The following is a 22,625-nucleotide window of genomic DNA, read 5'->3' as shown; positions in this document are numbered from 1 at the left end:
ATGATATGAAAATATTGGATGGAAATTTCAAAACGTTGTCAGTGAATTCATACTATCTCAGAAGGCATGCTTAATCCAGTGCTGAACACAAGACAGGCGTGAATCCCAATAAGAATCACGCCTGTTACTTTCTTTGTATGACCTGCATATATTTACAAATAAAACTCCGGCTCCTTAGGTTCAGCAAAAAGCCTATTCAACCTCACCCGCGCATCTTTCACCGGACCGTCTTTCATTGCCCGCGCCTGATTCGGACATTTCTTGAGGCAGGCACAGCAGGTGATGCATTTGACTGTATCTATGACCGAACTGTCCTCAGCATCGATAGCACCTGTGGGACAGATTTCAGCACACAATCCGCACTGAACACAGGACTCATCGACGGCAATGAAGTCCACATCCCATAACTCTGTGCTGCCACGGTAAGGATATTCTCCTGGGATATTATTCACGCAGGATTCTGCAAGGTCAGTAATTGAATCAAGTTTTTCCCGAACCTTAAAACCGAACATTTCGGCATGGCTTAAGTCGTTGTTATCAGGACGGCCATGTGCTGTAGGAATTTCAGAATTTGAGAAAGAATGCTCACCGATATATGCCGCACAAGCGATAGGCACAGCCCCCTGCCTTTTCAGCATATCTTTCAACTCCAGCATAGCATCGTCATAAACACGGTTTCCATAAACAACCACACCGACCGCCGGACTCCCTTCAGCCTGAATTTTCCCGAACCATTCCTGCAACAGTCCCGGAACCCTGCCCATATAAACCGGCACACCGACCACAATCAATTCACCTTCTGTGAATTTCAGCGAATGAGATCTTGCTTCCGGCTTGGTTACATCAATCAACTCAACATCGTTAATATCAATCCCCCGCGCAACAGCCCGCACCACTTGCTCCGTTGTCCCTGTAGGGGAAAAGCATACTAACTTTAAAGATTTAATATCCATTCAATCGCTCCGTTATTTATCTGCTTATTCGATTTTAACCACCACTTATTTTCGTTACGTTACGTAACGAAAATAAACTTGTCAATATCCCCTAAGCGTGGCACAAAACAGCATCAGCTAAAACAAGGTGAAAAACATGACTAAGACTAAAGCCGGACGGCCCAGAAGTGAAAAGGCTAAACAGGCCGTATTAAACTCAACCTATGAGTTGCTAACTGAAAGTGGTGGAAAAAAACTTACCATCGAAGCAATCGCCCAAAAAGCCGGGGTCGGCAAACCTACAATATACCGCTGGTGGCCTTCACTGGCCGACATTGTGCTTGAAGCGGTTCTCAATCAGGCGGATGTTAAAATACCTGTTCCGCCCTATGAATCCTTAAATACAACCCTGCGCCAATTTCTTCGAAGCTCCATGAAATCGATTAATGAAGGGGATGGAAGTAACCTTCGTTACCTGATGTCCTTAGCGCAGCAGGATGAGTCATTCAGAGACAGATTCAGGGAAAATTTTGTGGCAAAACGTCAGGAAATCCTGAAATCCATCCTCCGACAGGCTGTTGATGCAAATGATATTTCTTCAACACAGGACTTGGATATGCTTGTGGATCTGATATTTGGGTCTATGTGGTACCGACTGCTGATCGGTCATGGAACGATGGATGAAGTCTTTGCAGACAAACTGACTGATATAGTAATTAAACTGGGAAATTCTGACGAGGTTTGCTGAGTACGGCAAATCGAAAGGAAAGATAGTCTAACTAAAAACAAAGGGACGGCATCAAAAAGATACCGTCCCTTTTTTGTTATGCATTCAATCTTTCGAGCATTCCCCGCAGGTCCTGCGCAAGAGCATTAAGTTCCTGCACAGCACGGGAAGACTCAATCATTCCGGCTGAAGTTTCGTTCACGATCCGGTTGACCTCTTCTACTGCTGAATTAATCTGTTCAGAGGTGGCGGACTGTTCTTCCGCAGCTGCCGCAATACTGCTGATCAGTGCGGAGCTTTCGCTGGAAACATTTACAATGTCGGCCAGAACTATGCCGGACTCATTGGCCTGAGTTGTTGCAGCGGAAACCTGTTCAACAGCTGACTCAACCTGCCTTATGTTAATTTCTGACGATTTCTGAATTGCCTTGATGCTATCGCCTACTTCGCTGGTCGCAGTCATAGTCTTTTCCGCAAGTTTGCGAACCTCATCAGCAACAACAGCAAATCCGCGTCCGGCCTCACCAGCACGGGCAGCTTCGATTGCGGCATTAAGAGCCAGCAGGTTCGTCTGGTCTGCAATATCAAGGATAACTGTCATTATCCCGCCGATGGAGTCAGCCTGCTTGCCAAGCTCAAGCATGTTACCCTGCAATTCACCGGCAATGCCGTTAACCTGATTAATAGAGGTAACGACCTCACCTACCAGTCCGGCACCGTCCCGTGCTTTGTCCGCAGCCTGTTCCGACTGCATTGTAGCGTCGGCAGCATTTCGGGCAACCTCAAGAACAGTTGCATTCATTTCCTCAATGGCTGTGGCGGTCTCGCTTACACGCTGTTGCTGAATATCAGCCCCCCTGCCGACCTGTTCAATCTGGGCTGCAAGCTCCTCTGAAGATGTGGCAAGGCGGGTTGAAATACGATCTGCAGCATTGGCAACTTCCACAATCCTGTTCTGTACAGCTTTAATCTCAGTCTGATCGATAAGAATTTCCAGAGCACCGACAGTTTTTCCTTCCCGGTTCACAATAGCCGATGCGGAGCTGCTGATTTCGTAAGTTCCGGTAGAAGTCTTCGCGGTTGTCTCAAAATTCTGCTTGCTGTTGCTATCCATACATTGTTCAGGAATGCATCTACCTTGGCGGCATGCTTCGGTCCCGAAAACCTGATCACAGTGCTTACCCTTAAAGGAGCTGACCCCGGCAATATCCACCCCTGCCTTGTTCAAAAATAGTATTTTACGGTCATGTCCTCTGGTCAGCACGCCCACAGGCAGGGAATTAAGCAGCGCACAATAAAGAGTCACCAAGGTATTTACCCCTTCGATCATTGTGGCAAACCCGCCGGTATATCCAGAAGCATCCCCTTTACGTTCCAGTTCACCTTTTTCAATAGCAGTGATGATCTCGTCCGTATCCTTTTGAAAATTTTTAAGAGAATCCACAAGACTGAGAACCTTAAGATACACCCCGCAGGCCTTGTCATCACTTTCAAAATCAAAATGGCCCTCAGCCACTTTGCCTACCACCTGCTCAAGCTCTGCCGGATCTTTGCCGAGAGCGCGATGAACAGACCGCAAAATCCAAAGTGCGATTACAATGGAAAAGATAAATGCCACGCCGACCATCGCCCGCAGTATATTACCCGTCTGCGCTACGCTTTCACCCGCATTTGCATTAAAAGATGCCGCAGTTTTCTCCGCAGAAGCAATGAACTTCTCCATTCCAGCTTCCAACTCACCATGCAACTTGGCTTCTTTATCCCTTTCAGCCTTGATAACACTACGCAAGGCCCCTTTCTCATGAGTATTGATAAGATCCTGCTGCAAGGAACTCATTCGGTCATACAGCTTGGTAAGAACAGACAATTTATCTCTGTCATCCGGTGCGCGGTCAGCAACAAGTTCAAAATCATTTATGATCTCGGCATTAAAATTGTCGATATTTTTTCTGTGCTTTGCGATTCTCAGTTTATCGTATGAAGTTATAATCTGAGACATTTCATTCTGAATACGCATTAAGTTGACATCAATACGCAACATGGCAGTGCTGACAGCATACGGACGTTTATACAACGAGTCAGTCAAAGCTCCGACACTTTCAAGTTTGGCAGCTGCAAAAAGTCCCAAGGCGGCTATAAGTAACGAGATCACCCCAAAAGCAATTATCATTCTTGATCGTAAAGTCATACATTCCCCACTATTATTCATCGACTGATTTAACTGTGTTTTTCAACATTGTTTCCGTGTATCCATCGGAGTCAATGTACTAATGTCGACATTCGACACAAAATTAAAGAATATTTACTTTGTCGGGGACAGTAAGTCAATATTGCTGTTGGGAATAAAGCAAAAGAATACAAATCCATCATGCACTGGGCCGCGAAAGACCATTACAAGCGATATTTACTATCTGAAATATACTGCTCGAAAAGAGCAAAAATTTGGGATGTATGGAGAGGAAAGGGATATAAGATAGCTAAAGGTTTTGTGGTGGGGTACTATAAAAACACCCCACAATTACTTCTCTACCAGCACATTAACTTGAGCCTCTGCAAATTCAGCCTTCGCAGATTTCTTCATAGACTTGCTGCCTTTGAGCACTGCAAGCCCGCGGGTTTTCATTCCAATATCGTTAATATCATTATCAATAATCAAAAAATCTCCGGACATTTTACCCTGATAGCTTCCCATCGGACTGGTGGCGGTATAGAGAATGAGTTTCTCTTTACCCAGCGGTGGAGTTATCTGGAGTGTAAACCGATCATTCTGACCGGGGATTTCATAAATAACTCCACCCCTGTAGTAAGCTGGGCGATTAGATGGGGTCACCTCGATAAGATTTCCTTCAGCATCTTCATATACTGCGTGGGCATAGAAAGGCTTATTGCCCCGAAAATAAAATTTCATAAAATCGCCGAGCTTGTAGGTATCCTTATCGGTCCAGAGTTCAACAGTTAAGGGTGCGCGGGGATTGTTGATGACTTGCTGATGAAGGCGAGATTCCGCATTCGATTCAGCAGGTATGATCTCGGCTTTGATCTTAATTTTATAACACTGGTCAAGATAACCGCTCTTGTCTTTTGACTGAAGCCAGCCTTTTTCAAGCTCCTCAATAACTTTAACTGTAGCCCGTGAATACACATCAATCAGGTCTTTGCTGACCTTACCTTTATCGACACTAGTCTCCCGCGAAACATAGGTACTGACCCGTTCGGCGGCACTCCTCCTGGCATCATCCAAGGCTAATTTACGAACTTGCGTGCGGGTACGGTCAAGGCCCAGACAAGCCATGCCTTCTGATTCTATGAGTACTGAGGACTTAGAGATCTGCCTCCCGCCAGCCAGAGACGGAAGAGCCAGACAAAAACATATGATTCCAAGGAGGAAAAGTTGCATAGTTTCTTTCATTTTTTTCCCCTCACACATTACTTTACGATCAGGTCTTCAACTAAATCGCCCAGCCCACCTGTTTTTAAAGGCAATCTCAAGCAGACTTCAGCATTACCGGTAGCAGGATTATACTGCTCCCCGCAAAGGGAAGAAAACTTAACAACTCCCTTGGCCTTGGTTTGGATGATATCTCCCTGAACCTTGCCTTCTTTGACAAGTGTATTTCGTTCAACTTCAATCCCTTCCACAATCTCAACCAAACGCGCCTGTGCCACTGAACGCGCGGCGAGCAGTGCCATGGACTTGGATTCTCCATTTCCACGTCCAACGACCTGAAAATACCCTTTATCGAACGCCTCCTTTTTATTGGAAACCTCAATATAGCTAGTGCTAAACTCAGGGATTGTTGAAACGGTATTTTTTTTACAGGCAGGAAGAGCCGTAATCAGCAACAAAGCTATAATAAATGAGTGGAGGCGTTTCATGATTTATCCTTTTTATATGGAGAATCTCAGAGGTCAAATAAGCGCACGCACCTGATTATACATTAAGAATAAATTTATGATCAAGCTGCAAGTGACTCGGATGCCGTCAATTTCCTTGGCACATTTTATGCTCAGTTCATACAACACCAGATCTTGTCATGACTAGCAAACGTCTATAGATTAAACTTAAAAGAAAACTGCCCCATACGATCCACCCTAATGGGTGTCTACATTTTGACTTTGAACAGTGACACCCAAACAGTATGATCAAAAGACATTTTAGTAGAACCCTATAACTCCTTATGTGTCCGGTTTAAATATTTATAAAAGCTAAACACAACTTCAGATAAAGAGCAAAAAAATAGATGAGTCAATTCAATAAAGAAATAAAGGAATCATTTCTAAATCTGGAACGTAATGCTTCAGATATAATAGATTCCTTCAACGATGATTCAGGGCTTAATATGTGGCCGGCAGTCCGACAGTGCTACATGTATGACTTCAAAATAGGCCAAACCTCTCGCTATATTGAAAACAATCTGACAAACAACTCATTCTTCCATAAAGAAAAACTTGCCACAAGTCCTCCCCTGCTACGCGGACTTACTCGGATCAAAAAAGGAGCGTGTCTTTTAATCGGACTGCCTAAACTATATACCTTACAGACCCAGAACGGAAAATATGACCCATATTTAGACCCTATTGCAGACATTGCTTCAGAAATTGGTCTTTCCCCCTTAAAAATAATTCATGGTACTTTTCCCGAAAAAACCGATACATATAATCCTACAATTGAAATTCCACATCAAGTTTCAGAACAAGAGCTGATTAACGTCAACCAACTACAACAACCTGAAAGCTATCAAGATTACGCAAATCTTTGCCTCCAGCACAAACACCCTGCACTACACCTCACAAATATATGGAAAACACACTATACAATACAATCACACTATGAACTTTATTTGAAATATCTGGAGACAATTGAACCCTGCATGGTCATACTTATATGCTACTATTGCCCTCTTAACCTAGGGATAGCTCTGGCCTGTGATAAATTGAATATCCCGTGCATTGATTACCAGCACGGAATCCAATCACACCCTCATTTAGGCTATAATTTTGGGTACATGCCCCCCTCAGGATACAAGACTATACCTAAATGGTTTTTTACCTGGGGAGAATCTTATCAGAAAAATTTAGAAAATGAATTTGCAGCACAGACTTACCATCAGTCGCTGATCGGTGGAAAACCCACACACATAGCCTGGCACAAGGGAACACTACCGGAAGACGACAATCTCGTGGCTAGATTTAATGAAAAGATACAAGGGAAAGAAGTTATCTGTGTATGCCTTCCCCTATTGGGGGACAAGAAAATTCTCAAGGAGCTGGAAAAAGCTATTTCAGAATCTCCAAAGAACTGGATCTGGCTAATGCGAAAGCACCCATTGCTTACAACGGAAGAGTACATTCCATGGTTTATTGATGATTATCCGGAAAAGATAGAGCATGACATATGCTCTAGAATTTCAATTGAACTGGTTCTTACACACTCCAAACACATAGTTACAGAGCTATCAACATGTCCACAGGAAGCATTATCCAGCTTTGGGGTAAAATGCACATTAATTTCTCAAATAGCATCAGAGATTTACTACAAAGAAGAGGTACAGCAAGGAGTATTCAGGATAGCAAAAACAAAAGACGAAATACTTAACAATATTAATGTTTCTTTAAGAGAAAAGCGCATACCTACGGAAACTCACACAACTTCAAATCCTGAATATTTAAAAAAAGCATTAAAAAAAGTACTTTCGTATTAAGTTCATATTTTCAATAACCACACCACCCCATATTATATGGACAAAAAGTTTAACTTGAACATCACTTGAGTGGCATATTAATCAATAAAACCATTACACCTATTGCTAGCGTTGGGAGATTTACGTTACTATTGAACACTCTTTTTGTAGTATTAGGACCAACCAAAAGATTTACATTTCGGCACTGATTTATGCATTTTTTTCAATGTATGCTAATCGAATCGTATTCAATGTTTTCTCAAAGCGCGGACTCATACAATGGCATACAATATGCATAATTAAAAATAAAACCCTTCAAGACAAGTCCAATATTATGAGCAACATATACGACATCAACACATTATCAGAAATTATGGAAAAAAGGCGCAATGCAGGAGACTCTATTGTCTTATGCCACGGTGTCTTTGATCTACTTCACATTGGGCATATCCGCTATCTTAGACAGGCCAAGCAGTTTGGAAACTGCCTTGTGGTCACACTAACCCCAGATAAATATGTGGATAAAGGTCCGAACCGTCCCGCATTCACAGAACAATTAAGGGCTGAAGCTCTCGACTCGCTTGAACTAGTTGACTACGTAGCCATCAACGAATGGCCTACAGCCGAGAACACCCTACGAAAATTGAAACCAACTTTTTATGCCAAGGGTTCTGAATTTAAAGATATTGAGAATGATCCCACGGGAAAGATAAAACTCGAAGCTGCCGCAGCAAAAGAAGTTGGAACTGAACTCGTTTTTACTGAAGATATTGTATTCAGTTCATCAAATTTGATAAATAGATATCTTAATGTATACCCACAAGAGCTTGCCAACTATCTGGAAATAATACGAAAAAGACATTCTCCAGAAAACATATGTAATTACGTTGACCAGATGAAAGACCTAAAGGTGCTCGTTATAGGTGATGCCATCATTGATGAATACGCATATTGCAACCCGCTGGGAATATCCTCTAAAGACCCCACTGTAGCTTTACGTCACGCTGCAAAAGACAGTTTTGCTGGCGGAGCTGTTGCAGTAGCCAGACATGTGGCAAATCTTGCCAAAGAAGTGACTCTTTTTACCACGCTAGGAAAATCTGACCCATATAACAGTGTCATTTTCGACTCAATCCCTGAGAATGTGCTTTATCTTTATGAAGAAATCCCGGACGCACCCACAGTGCGTAAATTGAGATATGTTGATGGTTATTCTTTCAACAAACTTCTAGAGATTTATCATATTTCGGATCAATCCATTCCCGTGGAGACTGAACAACGGATAAACTTACAAATTATAAAAATTATCGGAGACTATGATTTAATTCTGGTCCCGGATTTTGGACACGATGGAATCCCGAATTGCTTAGTTACCACCTTATGCCGAGATGCTAAATATCTGGCAATCAACACTCAAGCAAACGCAGGGAACCGTGGATACCACACGATCTTCCGTTACCCAAGGGCCGATTTTGTTTCATTGGCTGAACATGAAATTCGAATGGCATATCGCGATCAAAAAACGAAAGTACCTCAAATGATGCAAAATCTTGCACGCAAACTGGATATAGAAACTCTGATCGTCAGTCGAGGAAGAAATGGCTCCAGCCTACAAAAAGGGCAAGATTTTATTCAAACCCCTGCTCTTGCAGGTAGAGTTGTCGACCGCGTAGGTGCTGGAGATGCACTCTTTGCAATTTCAAGCATGGCAGCCTATCTAGACTGTCCTCTGGAGCTGATCGGACTACTTGGCAATGTTGCGGGAGCGGCATTAGTTGAACATGTTGGTAACGAGTATAGTATCGACTCACAACAAATAAAGAAAACTATTACAGCCATGATGAAATAGTTTTTTAAGCAATAAAGAGGGTGGCTATTAAGTTTTAAACTTCACTTAATACCAGCTCCTGCTATGCAAGAAGACACTGGTCTTGGAATAGCAGATCTACACCTAATCAGTGATACTTCTAAAGAAGTTGATAAGAGTTCTTCTAAGTATTATACCGATCTTGAAAAACGCTATCAACTACAACCATATCAGACAAAGGAGTAGGCTACTATGTATGGAGATGACTTAAAAACATTTCCCCAGCATTCTGGGAAGCCAGCTACCGCAAAATCTGCTATTGGAGTTGACAAGCCACAGATATGGTCAAAGGCCATAGCAGACATAGAACGAACACTCAGAACAATGCTGGTCTTCGACGAAAAACAAAACTTACTTGAGCATGATTCTGCTTATTCCAAATGGCTAGATTTTGCCCTCAAGACCAAAGAGAAGCAGGGAATCATTTATCTCATAGGAAATGGAGCTAGCGCCAGCATGGCAAGCCATATGGCAATCGACGTGATGAAAAACGGAGGGATTCGCACTATGCTTTTTACAGATCCTGCCATGGTGACAGCCCTTGCCAATGACTATTCTTATGATGAAGTTTTTTCAACTCCGCTTCGCTATATGATCCGCAAGCACGATATGCTGGTTGCCATAAGCAGCTCCGGAGAATCTCCAAACATCGTCAACGCATGCTATACAGCACAGCGAGGTGGAGCGAATGTAGTCACCTTAAGCGGTATGCAGCAAGGAAACACTTTAAGCCAGCTTGGGCATTTAAATTTTTATGTTTCGGCTCCGTCCTATAGCCTTGCTGAAACATCGCATGCTGCAATTCTACATCATTGGATGGACTTAATTTCCGCAAAAGCACAAATCAGCAAGCCCCAGGTACGCTATGAACAAACTTATTCTTAATGGAACTAAAATTGGATATCACCTCGACACCTTGGAAAAATGGAAAAAAGGTGAAGAGGTATACCCCATTTTAATTGAAATCAGCCCGACCAATAAATGCAATCATGGTTGTCTGTTTTGCGCTTACGATTATCTGGAACGAAAAGAACCTCGTTTTATTGATACCGAAATCCTCTATGACAATATATATCAATTACAAAACCTCGGAACTAAAGCTCTCTTCTATTCAGGTGAAGGAGAACCGCTTCTGCATAAAGGCCTACCTAATTTTGTAGAAAAAATTTCCTATCTCCAATTGGATCAGGCTCTCAACACAAATGGGAGTTTGCTGAAAGGTAGATGCATGGAGCAAATCCTGCCGCACATGTCTTGGATCAGAGTTAGTGTTAATGGTTCTTCAGCCGAAGAGTATGCACATATCCATAGAACTCACAAAGATGAATTTCAAAAGATTTTGAAGAATATTGAGCAGGCCGTTGTTTTCAAACAAAAGAACGGTCTCGGCATAACCCTCGGTATTCAAATGGTCTACGCAGGACAAGACCCCAAGCAGGTATACAAGCTTGTAGAGCACCTACGGAGCATAGGAGTTAATTACTTTGCTTTGAAGAACTACAACAATCATCCCTTAAGTCCTTTTCAAGCTCCTGAGCCCCCTATTCAGAAACTCGCTCAGATTAAAGAACTCGCTACAGATGATTTTTCTGTAGTATTGCGCATAAATATGACTGAACCTTCAAACCGCAAATATTCATTTTGTCACGGCATGGCTTTTTTTGCGGAAATTATTTCCAATGGAGATGTATATTCATGCGGTCCCCATTTAGGTAACAGTAAATTTTGCTACGGCAATATCAACGACTCTTCCCTCATTGAGCTCTGGTCCGCCGAAAACCGTTCTAAAGTTGTCGAGCACGTCCGTAATATTGCGGATCTTGATGAAGAATGTATGCCGAATTGTAGGCTGCATGCGTTAAATGATTTTCTGTGGAATCTTTCCAATCCACCCCAGCACGTAAATTTTATTTAAATAACAGGTAATAAAGATGAGCAAACTCTTTCTTGACGGATGCAAACTATTCAATCATCTTGACCGCTTAAATGCCTGGTCAAAAGGAATGGACATTGCCCCTGTACATGTAGAAATAAGCCCGACTAATGCTTGCAATTATCGTTGTAAATTTTGCTACGCAGATTACTCACGACACAAGCCGACCTTTATTCCAGATGAAACCCTTATACAAATGATGCAGGATATGGGTGATATGGGAGTTCGCAGCTGCTTGATGGCCGGTGACGGGGAACCTCTTTTGCACCCTGCACTGACGAAGGCAATTACAACAGGGAAAAATGCTGGTGTGGATATGGCCTTGAACACCAACGGTAAGCTGTTGACCCCTGAATTCTCAGAAAACAACTTACAACATCTGACATGGCTGCGTACCAGTGTAATGGCCCTTGATCCAGACATTTACGCTGAATTACACGGGGTAAAAAGCCATAATATCTCGAAAGTATTGTCGAACCTTGAGGCGGCTGTAAAAATAAAACACAGGGACAATCTGGACGTAACCCTTGGTATCCAGCAGGTTTTACTCCCAGAAAATGCCAAAGATGTCTATAATCTAGCCTATCGTTCCAGAGAGATCGGAGTTGATTATTTTGTACTCAAGCCTTTCAGCCTGCATGGAGAAAATGAACACTACAAAAATGGTATTTCCGCCCTTGCCCTGCGAGATGAAAACATTGAACTGCTCAATAAAGCTGAGCAATTAACTACCGACACTTTCACCAGCATAATCCGCTGGAATACATTCTCTGACGATGGAGAACGCGAATACGAACGGTGTTACGGACTCCCATTTATTGCTCAAGTTGCCTCAGACTCTAAGATCTACACCTGCTGCCCATTTTTTGGACGTGAAGAATTTGCATACGGCGATTTAACAAAAGCCTCTTTTCCTGAAATATGGCATTCCGAATCAGCTGTAAATTTACGCAAAAAAATTGCCAATGATCTTGATGTGCACAAAGAATGCATGACCTATTGCCGGCATCATCAAATCAACAAAGTTCTCTGGAACCTTAAGAAAGAACCTATGCACGTTAACTTTATTTAGGGATAATAATGAGCAGAAAAGACCTCCAATGTCCGACATGTGGACAGGGGACAAGTAAATTCTGGAAAATGAAATCTGGCTTCCCTATCATGCGTTGTTCAAGATGTGGTTTGGCACATTTGCAATACATAGAACAGTCAGTAAATGAACTTTTCTTTAACGATTCAGCCAAAGACACGCAACAAGAACACATTAATAATACGAAGAAAGATAACAGTAGTAGCAATAAAGATAAGATTGAATATTGGAGCTTCCCTAACTTTTATTCAAAACATAGTGCTGTATTCGAACACTTTTTTGAAGAAAGGCTGAAAAAGATACGAAGCATGACACCACAAATAAACAGCCTACTTGATATTGGCTGTGGCTATGGTTTTTTTCTAAAACACGCAAGCGAAACAATCCCTATCGTAGAAGGAATTGAACTTAACAAAAAAATTGCAACATACGCAAAGAACCAATTTGGTCTCAATGTACATTGCATCCCTGTAGAGGAATTCCACTGTGACAAGAAGTTTGATTGCCTTGTCATGTGCGATGTATTGGAGCATTTAGAAAACCCCGTAGCAATACTTCGCTCATGCCAATCCTTACTGAACCCAGGCGGGATTCTCTTTATACAAGTTCCTAACCTGACCGGATTTCGTCTTCCAATGGGACATAGCTGGGGATTGCCACATCATATATGGCAATTCAACCCCAACAGCCTGAAATCAATACTTCAAAAAGCAGGCTTTTTTCCGCAGGAATATCAGACTGGTATTCTGGGGGTTATTGGCTCATATGAAAATGGTGGTCCAACTTGGTTTGAACGCATGCAGTGGTCTGCCGCCAGAAAATTTAAAATTGGCAACCGCCTACAATATATTGCACGATGCAGCCAATAGAAATAGGTAGAGAAAGATGAACGAATTATGGAAACGTGCTCTTCTAGAAGGTAAAAGCAGCGTATATCAGCAACTCCTAGAATCAATACAAAAAACTGACTCTGCAAAAGTTTTATGGTCATACTTTACACTTTTGTGCGCTCTGCGGGAAAAAAACATAGCAACTAAACTGCTGCCCCACATCGCCCCCCACGCTAATTATTTATACGACTCAGGAGTCATATCCGACAACACAATTAAGTCATTAACCAAAAAAGACTCTCAAGAAGTTATTTTCTCCGACCTAATTACCCACAATCAAAAGCACGACAAATCTAACGAAACACCTAATCAGGCAAACAATTTTATCATCCAAAAAATGCTCATCCCTTATCTAGGCAAAGGAAAAGTTGTAGTGGAACTGACTTGTTCCCGTTGCGGATCTTCATTTCGCGCTAATGTGAAAAGTGATTATTTCCAGAACCAGAAGGGGCATTGTCCAAACTGTTTACATTTGCAAAAAATAGAGAAAAAGAACTTGGCGGATATTTGCCGTAATACTTTTGAAACGCATATCCGCAGCAGATTTTTAATGTTTTTTTCAGAGAATTCCCAAAGGTGCGGCGATCAAACACGGCAAGCCCAGTTTTTACTTAGTAGTTCAGTTGCCTTACAAGATATTTTCCCCATCTATTTTGTAAAAATATGGACAAACCGCATAGGACACTTGGTATTAAATCCTTCGATACTCTTGGCTCGCCTGAAAAAAGAGGGAAAAGAGAATGCCTTAATTTTTGGATTTCCAGCACACCCGAACAACATTGCAAACAAATATCTGCTGCAGCTATGGACACAGCACATGGTAATAACTCCACTTGCCGAGACTGTTTACTCAACGTTAAATACTATCCCACAGTTCAAACACCTCCTCATTGATCTTACTTTACGTGAGAACTCTTGTGATAAATATGGAGTTCTGGATAATTCTACGCCTCCTTTCACATACACAAAAATAGAACATGCAACGGGCTTAAAATGGCTTGAAAAGCAAAATATTAATCCACAAAATGGCTATGTCTGTTTTTTGGGCAGAGACCCTCTATACCTCGAAAAACAATTAAAAAATATTTCTACAAGATATCACGACCATCGCAATATCGATTTTAAATCATATACTGCTGCCATGGAGTGGCTCAGCACAAAAAAAATCGCATCTCTACGCATGGGATCAGTTGTTCAAGAACAATTCAAGCATGAGGATCCTTTAATAATTGACTATGCAAGCCACCACCATTCTGAATTTTTAGATCTTTACCTAAGTTCGCACTGTTTATTCTACGTTTCTTGTGTTACCGGACCGGATGTAATCCCACTGGTTATGCGAAAGCCGGTATTGTTCGCCAATATGCCAACTGTTCTTTCAATCCACCATTATGCCGATCCGTTAGCCATGATAATTTTCAAAAAGATCAAATGCCGTAAATCTGGAAAGTTACTAAGTTTTCGGGAAATATGCGAAAGAGGTTTAGGCGTGGTCAACACAGCAGAGGAGCTTGATAAAAATGAAGTCGACATGATCGATAATTCAATGGAAGAACTTTTAACGAGCGTACAAGAAATGTACGAACGTACTTTGGGCACTTGGGTTGTCAGTGAAGAAGAAAAAGCTCTGCAGCATAAATTTGCAGAACTCCTTAAAGAATACTCCCCTGACAGAGCAGAATTTAGTGCTACAATAGGATTTCGTTATTTACAGATGAACGATTTCCTTCTCTAACAGCTATAGCCTGAACAGAGCATTAATCCCCTGTAATTTTGGTCTACAGGCATGGATGGGCGCTTTTTTTCATCTGACACAACCATCCTAATATCTATGAAAACAATAATCCTAATCCCACCATCCGAAGGCAAAGCTGAAGGAGGACACAATACCCCCTTAAAGGCTGTATCAGGTATTACCGCTGACTTAATTGAAGCGATTAAAGATGCTGATCCTAAAAAGTTATATGGACTTAAGGAGAAGGCACTTGAAAAAGCAATTGCTACCAATAAGGAAGTCTTAAACTCAGAGACAATGCCGGCAATTGAACGGTACACTGGCGTTGTTTATGACGCTATTGATTATCAAACTCTGAAGAATAAATCTGACTTTGATAAAAAAGTTTCGATTGTTTCAGGTCTATTCGGCCTGGTCAGCCCCACTGATTTGATTCCTAATTATCGTTTGAAGATCGATAAATTGAAGGCTGCCAAGTTATGGATTGATTCCAATTCAGAACAATTAAAAGATAAATTTGTCATTGATTTACTGCCGCAAGCACACAGGAAAGCTGTTAAATATGAGAATGGAATCGAGGTTGAATTTGTCCTGAAAAAAGCAGGAAAGAAGATGCCGGCAGGTCACCAAGGTAAGCACATTAAAGGTCGATTTGTCAGATGGCTTATTGAGAATAATATTACTGACCCAAAGCAATTTAAGGACTTTGAGGAAGATGGTTATAAGTGGACTGGAGAAGTTTTCTTGAAGGAAGTTTAATTTTTCTTCAAAGAAAACTTGCCGAGCCATATTCGACTCTTTTAGCAGCTGCCATCAGGCAGCTTTGACTTTTTAGCGACACTTCTCTGGTACTTAACTAACTATTCCAAGACACTCTCTTCCCGATCCCCTGCTTAACCAATCACCAGACTATAAAATTCTTGGAAGTATTTTCGTAGGATTTCACCCCCCTCTCTTACTTCTTTGGAAGAATACTCACCGATACTGACTCGCGATTTATTAGAAAGCCTATCCAATGGGCTGGTTCATGACTCCATTTAAAATCAATAACCCTCTTGACACGACTTTAATACAATCGTATTAATACATACGTATTAAATGGAGACATGAACAATGACTGCAAGAATTCATTACTTGACCCGACAATGTTTGCTTACTCTTTTAATAACCTTAGCAATGCAAGGGGCTGTCTTTGCGCAAGGAGGAAAAATGCTCAAAATAGTCGAACTTCAAGGTAGCTACTACGAAATCGGCAAGGGATGGGGAGAGGTCTTCAGACAGGAAATGGACCGAATCATCACCTCAGAGCTGGGTGTAATTGCAACGTACTATGGCATCGACACTGAAACCGTAATAGAACTCGGGAAAAAGTATCTTCCTGCTGCTCAAAAATATGATCCCGAATTTATAGAAGTGCTGCATGGATTTGCTGAAGGTGCAGGGGTTAGCTTTGATACAATTTTTGCCATTCGATCAGTTTTCGATATTCTTTGTTCTGGCCCTCCGCGCCAAGGGATGTGCACTTCATTAGCTGTTGGTGGTTCAGCATCTCAGAATGGGCAGGTCATTATCGGACAAAATATAGACTGGCATCCGGGACTCCCTATAGCTCTTTTAAAGATAAGCTGGCCCAATGGAGTAAAACAGCTTGCTCTATCAATGAGCGGAGTCTGGGAATACACGCTTTCAGCCTACGATAAAGCATCACCATTCGCCATTATGTCCACTTTGACAGTTACTCCCGACACAAATCCCGACATATCTGTCCCTATCAGCTTCATTATGAATAAAGCGTCCCGCCAGAAGCAGCTGGAGAACGCTCTAGAAGTCTTTACGAATGCAACTTCCACTATGCCCAGCTATCTGCTGGCAAATGGCGCAGGAAAAATGATCGGGATTGAACTTGGACTTCACAGCCATGAACTGCTCTATCCCGAATCTGATGTTCTTATACACGCCAATCATAACATTTCTGAACGATTCGCAGCGAGAGATGCCTTCATTCAATTTGTACCTGATTCGCCGTTTAGATATGATCGTATGAAAAAACTCGCTGCCCAGAACCATGGTAAAATTACACCCAAACGCATCATGGCATTCCTGGCGGATCACGAAAACTATCCAAAGGGAATATGCAGTCATGTTGACCCTGAATCCCAATTACCGCCCTCGGCTACGGTTGCCTCGGTTGTTATCATCCCAGAAGAAGCTGCAATGTACATAGCAGTTGGAAATCCATGTGAAAATGAGTATGAACGATATCATCTCCAAACGGATTAAACCGATTGAGCAAAACTTAAAATATTCACTATGGGCAGCGATACAAAAAACAATATATTAATGGCCGCAATCAAAGAGTTTGCAGCACACGGTTATCAGGCGGCAACTGTGCGTAAAATTGTGCAGCAGGCCGGAGCTAAGAACCTTAATGCCGTGGTTTATTACTTCGACAGCAAGGAAGGACTGTATAAAGCTGTATTAGAATTCATGTTCCAAGAAGCGGAGAAGTTTAAGGAAAAAAGCGACATTGCCACATTTGAATCGCTCCCCATCGAGGAAAGACTGGCCTCAATGATTCGCTTTTACTGCAAAGCCTACTACTCCGTAGAAACAGATCTTGACCGGGATTTGTATAGCATCTTCACTAACGAGGTTCGCAATCCATCGCCTTACTTCAATGATATTGTTTCTCGTTACCTAAAACCAAGCCGTGACTATATGTGCTCCCTTTTAAAGGAGTACCTCGGACCTGATACGCCGGATAGTGTTGTCAGGAATTGTGAATACAGTATTACCGCGCAAATTCTCTACGGAGTTCTTGGCTGGTCCATTATCAGCGGAACTGTGCCGGAACAGAAACCATTTGGGGAGTGTGTGGATGAACTGGCTGAACACGTGATTAATTTTTCCTTGGCAGCACTATCCACTTATAAAAAAACTTAAAACCGACATCGGCTTTCGATACAGCATAACTACCGACTCTACCTCAAAATATGGGCAAAAAAAAGGCTTACGATTTTCATCGTAAGCCTTAGAAATATCTGGTGGAGCTGAGGAGAATTGAACTCCTGGCCTCTTGAATGCCATTCAAGCGCTCTCCCAACTGAGCTACAGCCCCACTCGTGTTGGGTGATGTAGGATTTATAAAAACCTGCCTCCGCTGTCAACTCCCTTTTTCAATTATTTTAGCATAAATGGATTTCCCTGCCTGCCAGCTTGGGGTAAGCTTGCCTTCACATCGGCCTTTGTAAACAAAACACAACATTAGTTTACTTTTTATAAACACAAACTATTGCCTCCAGCGTCGACTTGAAGTATCTTGCCTCCAGATTGACGCTGTCTAACCTGCTATTTTTAAACGAGGTACCATGCTGGACATTGCCTTAAAAATTCTTTCTAAATTCGCTTGGGTTTCCGTTGTCTTTATCGGCATTACGGTAATCAGCTTCTGGGTTATCCACCTTGCTCCCGGTTCGCCTACTGATATGGAAACCACCCTCAACCCGACAGCCACGGTTGAAACACGCCTGAAATTGGAAAAACTGTACGGTCTGGATAAACCTATCCACGAGCAATACATAAACTGGGTGACCCGTCTGGCAAAATTCGATTTCGGATTATCCATGTCCGGCGATCGGCGCCCGGTATGGGACCGCATCAAGGAACGGTTGCCGCTAACCTTCGGCATGAACATAGCTTCACTATTCCTTACACTCATGATCGCCGTCCCCATCGGTATGTATTCGGCATGGAAACAAGACGGCTGGTTTGACCGGGGGATGACCGTGCTGGTCTTTATCGGCTTTGCCGTGCCGGGCTTCTGGCTGGCACTCCTGCTTATGCTGTGGCTGGGTATCTATCATCCCATCTTTCCCATATCCGGCCTGACATCCCTTGATTACGAATTGCTTTCACCGTGGGGAAAAATGGTCGATCTGGCCCGTCATCTGGCTTTACCTATTTTTATTTATACCTTCGGAAGTCTCGCCGGGATGTCCAGATTCATGAGGTCTTCCATGCTGGAAGTGCTGCGTCAGGACTACATCACTACCGCCAAGGCTAAAGGGTTGCCCATGCGCAAAGTCCTTTTCAAGCATGCCCTTCGCAACGGATTGCTCCCGGTGATTACAATCCTCGGCCTGTCCATTCCGGGACTGATCGGTGGCAGTGTAATCATTGAATCTATCTTTGCCCTGCCCGGACTGGGGCAACTTTTCTACGGAGCGGTCATGGCCCGCGACTATTCGCTGATCATGGGCTCACTGGTACTTGGAGCCATGCTGACTTTAGCAGGAAACCTGCTGGCAGATATGGCCTACGGACTTGCCGACCCGCGTATCCGCTCAGGAGGGCAGGACTAATGGCAAACAAAAAACCACTTACCCCACCCTCAAAACTGCAAAGATACGGTTTACTGTATCTCGGTGTTTTCCTTGTGGGAACAGTATCGCTGGCAGCAATTTTCGCTCCCCTGCTGACCCCGTATGATCCAAATGCCCTGAACGTTGATCATCTACTGCAAGGGCCGAGTGCAACACACCTCTTCGGTACCGACGCACTTGGCCGCGATGTTTTTGCCCGTATGCTCTACGGCGGACGGGTTTCGCTCTGGGTCGGTTTTGTTGCGGTGGGAATTTCCACAGCCATCGGGCTGGCATTAGGCCTTGCTGCCGGATATTTCGGCGGACTCGTTGATGAAATCATTATGCGCGGGGTGGATGTAATGCTCTGCTTCCCGTCATTTTTCCTGATTCTCGCGGTCATTGCTTTCCTTGAACCGGGACTGACCAACATCATGATTGTAATCGGATTCACCTCGTGGATGGGTGTGGCAAGATTGGTGCGAGCGGAAACTCTTTCCCTGCGTAAACGAGATTTCGTGCAAGCCTCACGCTTGGCAGGAGCAGGACCGATCCGCATTATGCTGACCCACATTCTGCCCAATGCCATCACCCCGGTACTGGTATCAGCAACCCTCGGTGTAGCAGGAGCAATCCTTGTAGAATCATCGCTCAGCTTTCTCGGACTCGGAGTACAACCACCTGATCCTTCATGGGGCAATCTGCTCATGGACGGCAAAGAAGTGCTGGAAATAGCTCCGTGGCTGTCCATCTTTCCGGGCATGGCTATCCTGCTGACCGTACTCGGCTACAACCTGCTTGGCGAAGCCCTGCGCGATATCCTTGACCCCAGACTTAAACAATAGACGGTAAAACAATGCTGGAACTGCTCAGAATACGCGACCTCGCACTCATCGAAGATGCTGAAATTGAGTTCTCTGCGGGCATGAACGTGCTCACCGGGGAAACCGGAGCCGGTAAATCCTTCATCCTGCGGGCCATCGACTTCCTGACCGGACAAAAAATGCGTCCTGATATGGTCCGTCCCGGTAAGGAACAGGCGTTTGTGGAAGCACTGTTCATTCATCCTGACGGATCGGAATCCATTGTCCGCCGAGTTCTTTCCGCAGAGACAGGCCGCAGCAGAGTCTACGTGAACGACAAGCTCAGCTCCCAGAACACCATCCGTGAAATGGGCGCGTCAATGATCCTGCACACCAGCCAGCATGCCCAGCAGAAGCTGCTCCAACCTGCCTACCAATGCCGCATGCTGGATACTTTTCTTGCCGACACAACACTCCCGGAAAAGAAGGATGAAATTCTGACTTCTCTGCGAGCTTTGCTGACCAAAAAGGAAGAATTGAAAGCACGTTCCGCGTCTTTGCTGGAGAAAAAGGATTTCCTCGAATTCCAGCGGACTGAGATTGAAAAGGTTTCCCCCTACCCCGGCGAAGAAGATGAGTTGCTGGAAAAGAAGAATGCTTTGCGGGCGCAGGAAGATGCAGGGAAATGCATCGATAACGCCATGGATATCATGCGCGGACAGCTTGATGTTTCAGGCGGTGTTTCCGCTCTAGGCTCCGAAATGGAGCGCATTTGCGACCTCTTCCCGGACTACGATCAGGATCGCGAGACAGTCATTGAATTCAAACATTTTCTGGATGAACTGGCAGGGAAACTGCGTGCCCAGCCCCTTGATTTTGACTCCGAAGACAACATCGACGACATCGAATCCCGACTCTACGAACTTTCTAAGCTTAAAAGAAAACTAGGCCGCACCCTTGATGAAATTGTAGACCTGAAAAATGAGATTCAGGAAAACCTCGATTTCTTGGATTCCTGCTCTCTTGAACTGGCCCAGATTGAAAAGCAGGAAAAAGAACTGGTTGAAAAACTTTCTGTAGCCTTAGATAAACTGTCTGCTGCTCGTGAAATTGCTGCGAAGAAGCTTACTGATCGCGTAGTTGCGGAGCTTAAAGGACTGGGCTTTTCCGAGCATGTGCAGGTCAAATTTGAATTCCAGCCACACGAACTTTATCCGGGGCTCAATGAAATGCGCGGACGCTTGATGTGGATTCCCAACCCCGGTCAGGCCCCCCAGCCGCTGGATAAGATCGCATCCGGCGGTGAGCTTTCCCGTTTTCTGCTGGCAATTACCGGATTACAAGGTGAATCCGAAAAGCCGACCCTGATCTTCGATGAAGTGGATTCCGGCATCGGCGGGCATACCTTGAACCGCGTAGGCGAAAAAATGCAGGAGCTTGCCGACCGCCAACAACTCATCGTTATCACCCATTGGCCTCAGCTAGCCGCATTAGCCGAGCGTCACTTTCTGATCCACAAGGGCGTGGTTAACAAGGAAACTTTCACTACCTGCCGTCAATTGAATACAATTGAAGTTGAGGCTGAGTTGGCTAGGATGGCTGGGAAGGAGTAAGAAAACTCATTTAAAATTCAGACTTATTCTGACAAGAGGATGCATAATTTTGACGCTCCAATGGAAACAATACCCTATATTAGAAAATACGATTTTAGGTTCAATTACCCACAGCATGCAGCAGTTAGAACTTAAGGTTCCTGAGTCAGCTCCTAATTTCAAAAATTCAAAATCGTTATTTTTATTCTCTGACTACAGTGGAGAGCACAAAGAAGCTAATTATACAACGTATTCTTTTCTACTAGCAGATGAAAATTCAGTGTCTTCTTTCGATACTGACCGTTTGTCAGTCAGAGCTAAATTCTTACCCGACAACAGAACTTTTTCTTTCAAAAAATTAAATGATAAATACAGAAGCAATGCTTTGGAAGACTTTACTAGAGCTAGTGACCGTATAAATGGCATTTTATTTTCTTTTGCCATAAACAAAAAAGCCTTCTTATTTAAAGAAACAATACCTGATAACAATTTAGGAAAGCAAATTTCGAACTTAAAACCTAATGTTGTTAATAAAATGATAACTGCAAGCCACCTTGGTGCGTATTTGGTTTCTAGCCTAGCCTTTCCAGACCAAAACATAATGTGGTTTACAGACAATGACTCAATATCAGCAAACGACAAAACCACAACAATCCTCACACAGATATTTGCTACCGCAATAAACAATATCGTAGATTTTAATTTAGGAAACTTACGCTGCGGTAGTGCCAAATGTGATATGGGTAACAATCAGATTGAGGATCTTCTTGCTATCCCTGACTTTGCTGCAGGAATGATTTCTGAGCAGCTTGCGAAGCATCAGTATACTCAAAACATGTTTTGCATTTCATCACCAACGATGTCTCCCAAAATGCTAAAACTTGCTTGGTGGTACTCAGACAGCAGTACAAATCTAAAAAAATTCTTGACGGTGCTAGACACTAGAAAGGCTAAACCTACTCAGTCTTTATATCACTTTTTCAATTGATAGAAAACTTTGTTTAACCCATTCCG

19 protein-coding genes and 1 tRNA gene are annotated in these 22,625 nt (G+C 43.3%); 15 read left to right on the top strand and 5 right to left on the bottom strand.

The window, feature by feature from the left end; all coding sequences use genetic code 11:
- Window positions 1-152: 152 nt before the first annotated feature.
- A complete protein-coding gene (locus tag DESAL_RS04425) occupies window positions 153-953 on the bottom strand; it encodes an EFR1 family ferrodoxin (RefSeq protein WP_015850766.1) in 801 nt (266 codons plus the stop codon).
- Between the two features lie 136 nt (window positions 954-1,089).
- Between DESAL_RS04425 and DESAL_RS04420 the strand changes: the two genes are divergently transcribed.
- Window positions 1,090-1,680 (top strand): TetR/AcrR family transcriptional regulator, encoded by a 591-nt coding sequence (locus DESAL_RS04420; RefSeq protein ID WP_015850765.1) that lies wholly within the window; start codon window positions 1,090-1,092, stop codon window positions 1,678-1,680.
- A 76-nt stretch (window positions 1,681-1,756) separates the two neighbouring features.
- Here DESAL_RS04420 and DESAL_RS04415 read toward each other — a convergent pair whose 3' ends face one another.
- The 3 genes from DESAL_RS04415 to DESAL_RS04400 form a co-directional block, all read right to left on the bottom strand.
- Window positions 1,757-3,847 carry a methyl-accepting chemotaxis protein gene (locus tag DESAL_RS04415; RefSeq protein WP_197528782.1) on the bottom strand — a complete coding sequence of 697 codons (2,091 nt, stop codon included), beginning with the start codon at window positions 3,845-3,847 and terminating at the stop codon, window positions 1,757-1,759.
- Between the two features lie 330 nt (window positions 3,848-4,177).
- Window positions 4,178-5,068, bottom strand: a complete 891-nt coding sequence (locus DESAL_RS04405; protein ID WP_015850763.1) for a DUF4384 domain-containing protein — start codon at window positions 5,066-5,068, stop codon at window positions 4,178-4,180.
- Window positions 5,069-5,085: 17 nt separating this feature from the next.
- On the bottom strand, window positions 5,086-5,535 hold the full coding sequence (locus DESAL_RS04400; protein WP_015850762.1) for a hypothetical protein: 450 nt from the start codon (window positions 5,533-5,535) through the stop codon (window positions 5,086-5,088).
- Between the two features lie 365 nt (window positions 5,536-5,900).
- Between DESAL_RS04400 and DESAL_RS04395 the strand changes: the two genes are divergently transcribed.
- The 10 genes from DESAL_RS04395 (at window position 5,901) to DESAL_RS04350 (ending at window position 17,798) form a co-directional block, all read left to right on the top strand.
- A complete protein-coding gene (locus tag DESAL_RS04395; protein ID WP_015850761.1) occupies window positions 5,901-7,361 on the top strand; it encodes a hypothetical protein in 1,461 nt (486 codons plus the stop codon).
- Between the two features lie 313 nt (window positions 7,362-7,674).
- The gene (locus DESAL_RS04390; protein WP_041722111.1) at window positions 7,675-9,189 is read left to right on the top strand and encodes a PfkB family carbohydrate kinase; all 1,515 of its coding nucleotides are present in this window, start codon (window positions 7,675-7,677) and stop codon (window positions 9,187-9,189) included.
- A 210-nt stretch (window positions 9,190-9,399) separates the two neighbouring features.
- On the top strand, window positions 9,400-10,092 hold the full coding sequence (locus tag DESAL_RS04385; protein ID WP_015850759.1) for an SIS domain-containing protein: 693 nt from the start codon (window positions 9,400-9,402) through the stop codon (window positions 10,090-10,092).
- Window positions 10,073-11,122, top strand: coding sequence for a radical SAM/SPASM domain-containing protein (locus DESAL_RS04380; RefSeq protein WP_015850758.1), 1,050 nt, complete (start codon window positions 10,073-10,075; stop codon window positions 11,120-11,122). Before DESAL_RS04385 ends, DESAL_RS04380 begins: the two co-directional genes overlap by 20 nt.
- 16 nt (window positions 11,123-11,138) lie before the next feature.
- Entirely contained in the window at window positions 11,139-12,212 is a 1,074-nt protein-coding gene (locus DESAL_RS04375) for a radical SAM protein (protein ID WP_015850757.1), read from the top strand.
- Between the two features lie 8 nt (window positions 12,213-12,220).
- The gene (locus DESAL_RS19615; RefSeq protein WP_015850756.1) at window positions 12,221-13,099 is read left to right on the top strand and encodes a class I SAM-dependent methyltransferase; all 879 of its coding nucleotides are present in this window, start codon (window positions 12,221-12,223) and stop codon (window positions 13,097-13,099) included.
- Between the two features lie 16 nt (window positions 13,100-13,115).
- Window positions 13,116-14,855 carry a TIGR04372 family glycosyltransferase gene (locus DESAL_RS04365; protein WP_015850755.1) on the top strand — a complete coding sequence of 580 codons (1,740 nt, stop codon included), beginning with the start codon at window positions 13,116-13,118 and terminating at the stop codon, window positions 14,853-14,855.
- A gap of 96 nt (window positions 14,856-14,951) precedes the next feature.
- Window positions 14,952-15,614: a YaaA family protein gene (locus tag DESAL_RS19610; protein ID WP_015850754.1), complete on the top strand. Its 663-nt coding sequence runs from the start codon at window positions 14,952-14,954 to the stop codon at window positions 15,612-15,614.
- Between the two features lie 354 nt (window positions 15,615-15,968).
- Window positions 15,969-17,135, top strand: a complete 1,167-nt coding sequence (locus DESAL_RS04355; RefSeq protein WP_041721652.1) for a C45 family autoproteolytic acyltransferase/hydrolase — start codon at window positions 15,969-15,971, stop codon at window positions 17,133-17,135.
- Between the two features lie 60 nt (window positions 17,136-17,195).
- Window positions 17,196-17,798, top strand: a complete 603-nt coding sequence (locus tag DESAL_RS04350) for a TetR/AcrR family transcriptional regulator (protein ID WP_197528780.1) — start codon at window positions 17,196-17,198, stop codon at window positions 17,796-17,798.
- Window positions 17,799-17,897: 99 nt separating this feature from the next.
- Here DESAL_RS04350 and DESAL_RS04345 read toward each other — a convergent pair.
- Window positions 17,898-17,973 (bottom strand) — tRNA-Ala (locus DESAL_RS04345).
- A gap of 250 nt (window positions 17,974-18,223) precedes the next feature.
- Between DESAL_RS04345 and DESAL_RS04340 the strand changes: the two genes are divergently transcribed.
- Genes DESAL_RS04340 through DESAL_RS04325 form a run of 4 tightly spaced genes read left to right on the top strand, consistent with a single transcriptional unit; the run spans window position 18,224 to window position 22,599 of the window.
- A complete protein-coding gene (locus DESAL_RS04340; protein WP_015850751.1) occupies window positions 18,224-19,216 on the top strand; it encodes an ABC transporter permease in 993 nt (330 codons plus the stop codon).
- Window positions 19,216-20,061: an ABC transporter permease gene (locus DESAL_RS04335; RefSeq protein WP_015850750.1), complete on the top strand. Its 846-nt coding sequence runs from the start codon at window positions 19,216-19,218 to the stop codon at window positions 20,059-20,061. The genes DESAL_RS04340 and DESAL_RS04335 overlap by 1 nt, the downstream gene beginning before the upstream one ends.
- Window positions 20,062-20,072: 11 nt before the next feature.
- Window positions 20,073-21,632, top strand: a complete 1,560-nt coding sequence (locus DESAL_RS04330) for a DNA repair protein RecN (protein WP_015850749.1) — start codon at window positions 20,073-20,075, stop codon at window positions 21,630-21,632.
- Window positions 21,633-21,681: 49 nt separating this feature from the next.
- Window positions 21,682-22,599: a hypothetical protein gene (locus DESAL_RS04325; RefSeq protein ID WP_015850748.1), complete on the top strand. Its 918-nt coding sequence runs from the start codon at window positions 21,682-21,684 to the stop codon at window positions 22,597-22,599.
- Window positions 22,600-22,625: the final 26 nt, after the last annotated feature.

Source organism: Maridesulfovibrio salexigens DSM 2638 (genome assembly GCF_000023445.1).
GTDB classification, from domain to species: domain Bacteria; phylum Desulfobacterota; class Desulfovibrionia; order Desulfovibrionales; family Desulfovibrionaceae; genus Maridesulfovibrio; species Maridesulfovibrio salexigens.
This window is presented reverse-complemented; position numbering and strand designations above follow the sequence as displayed.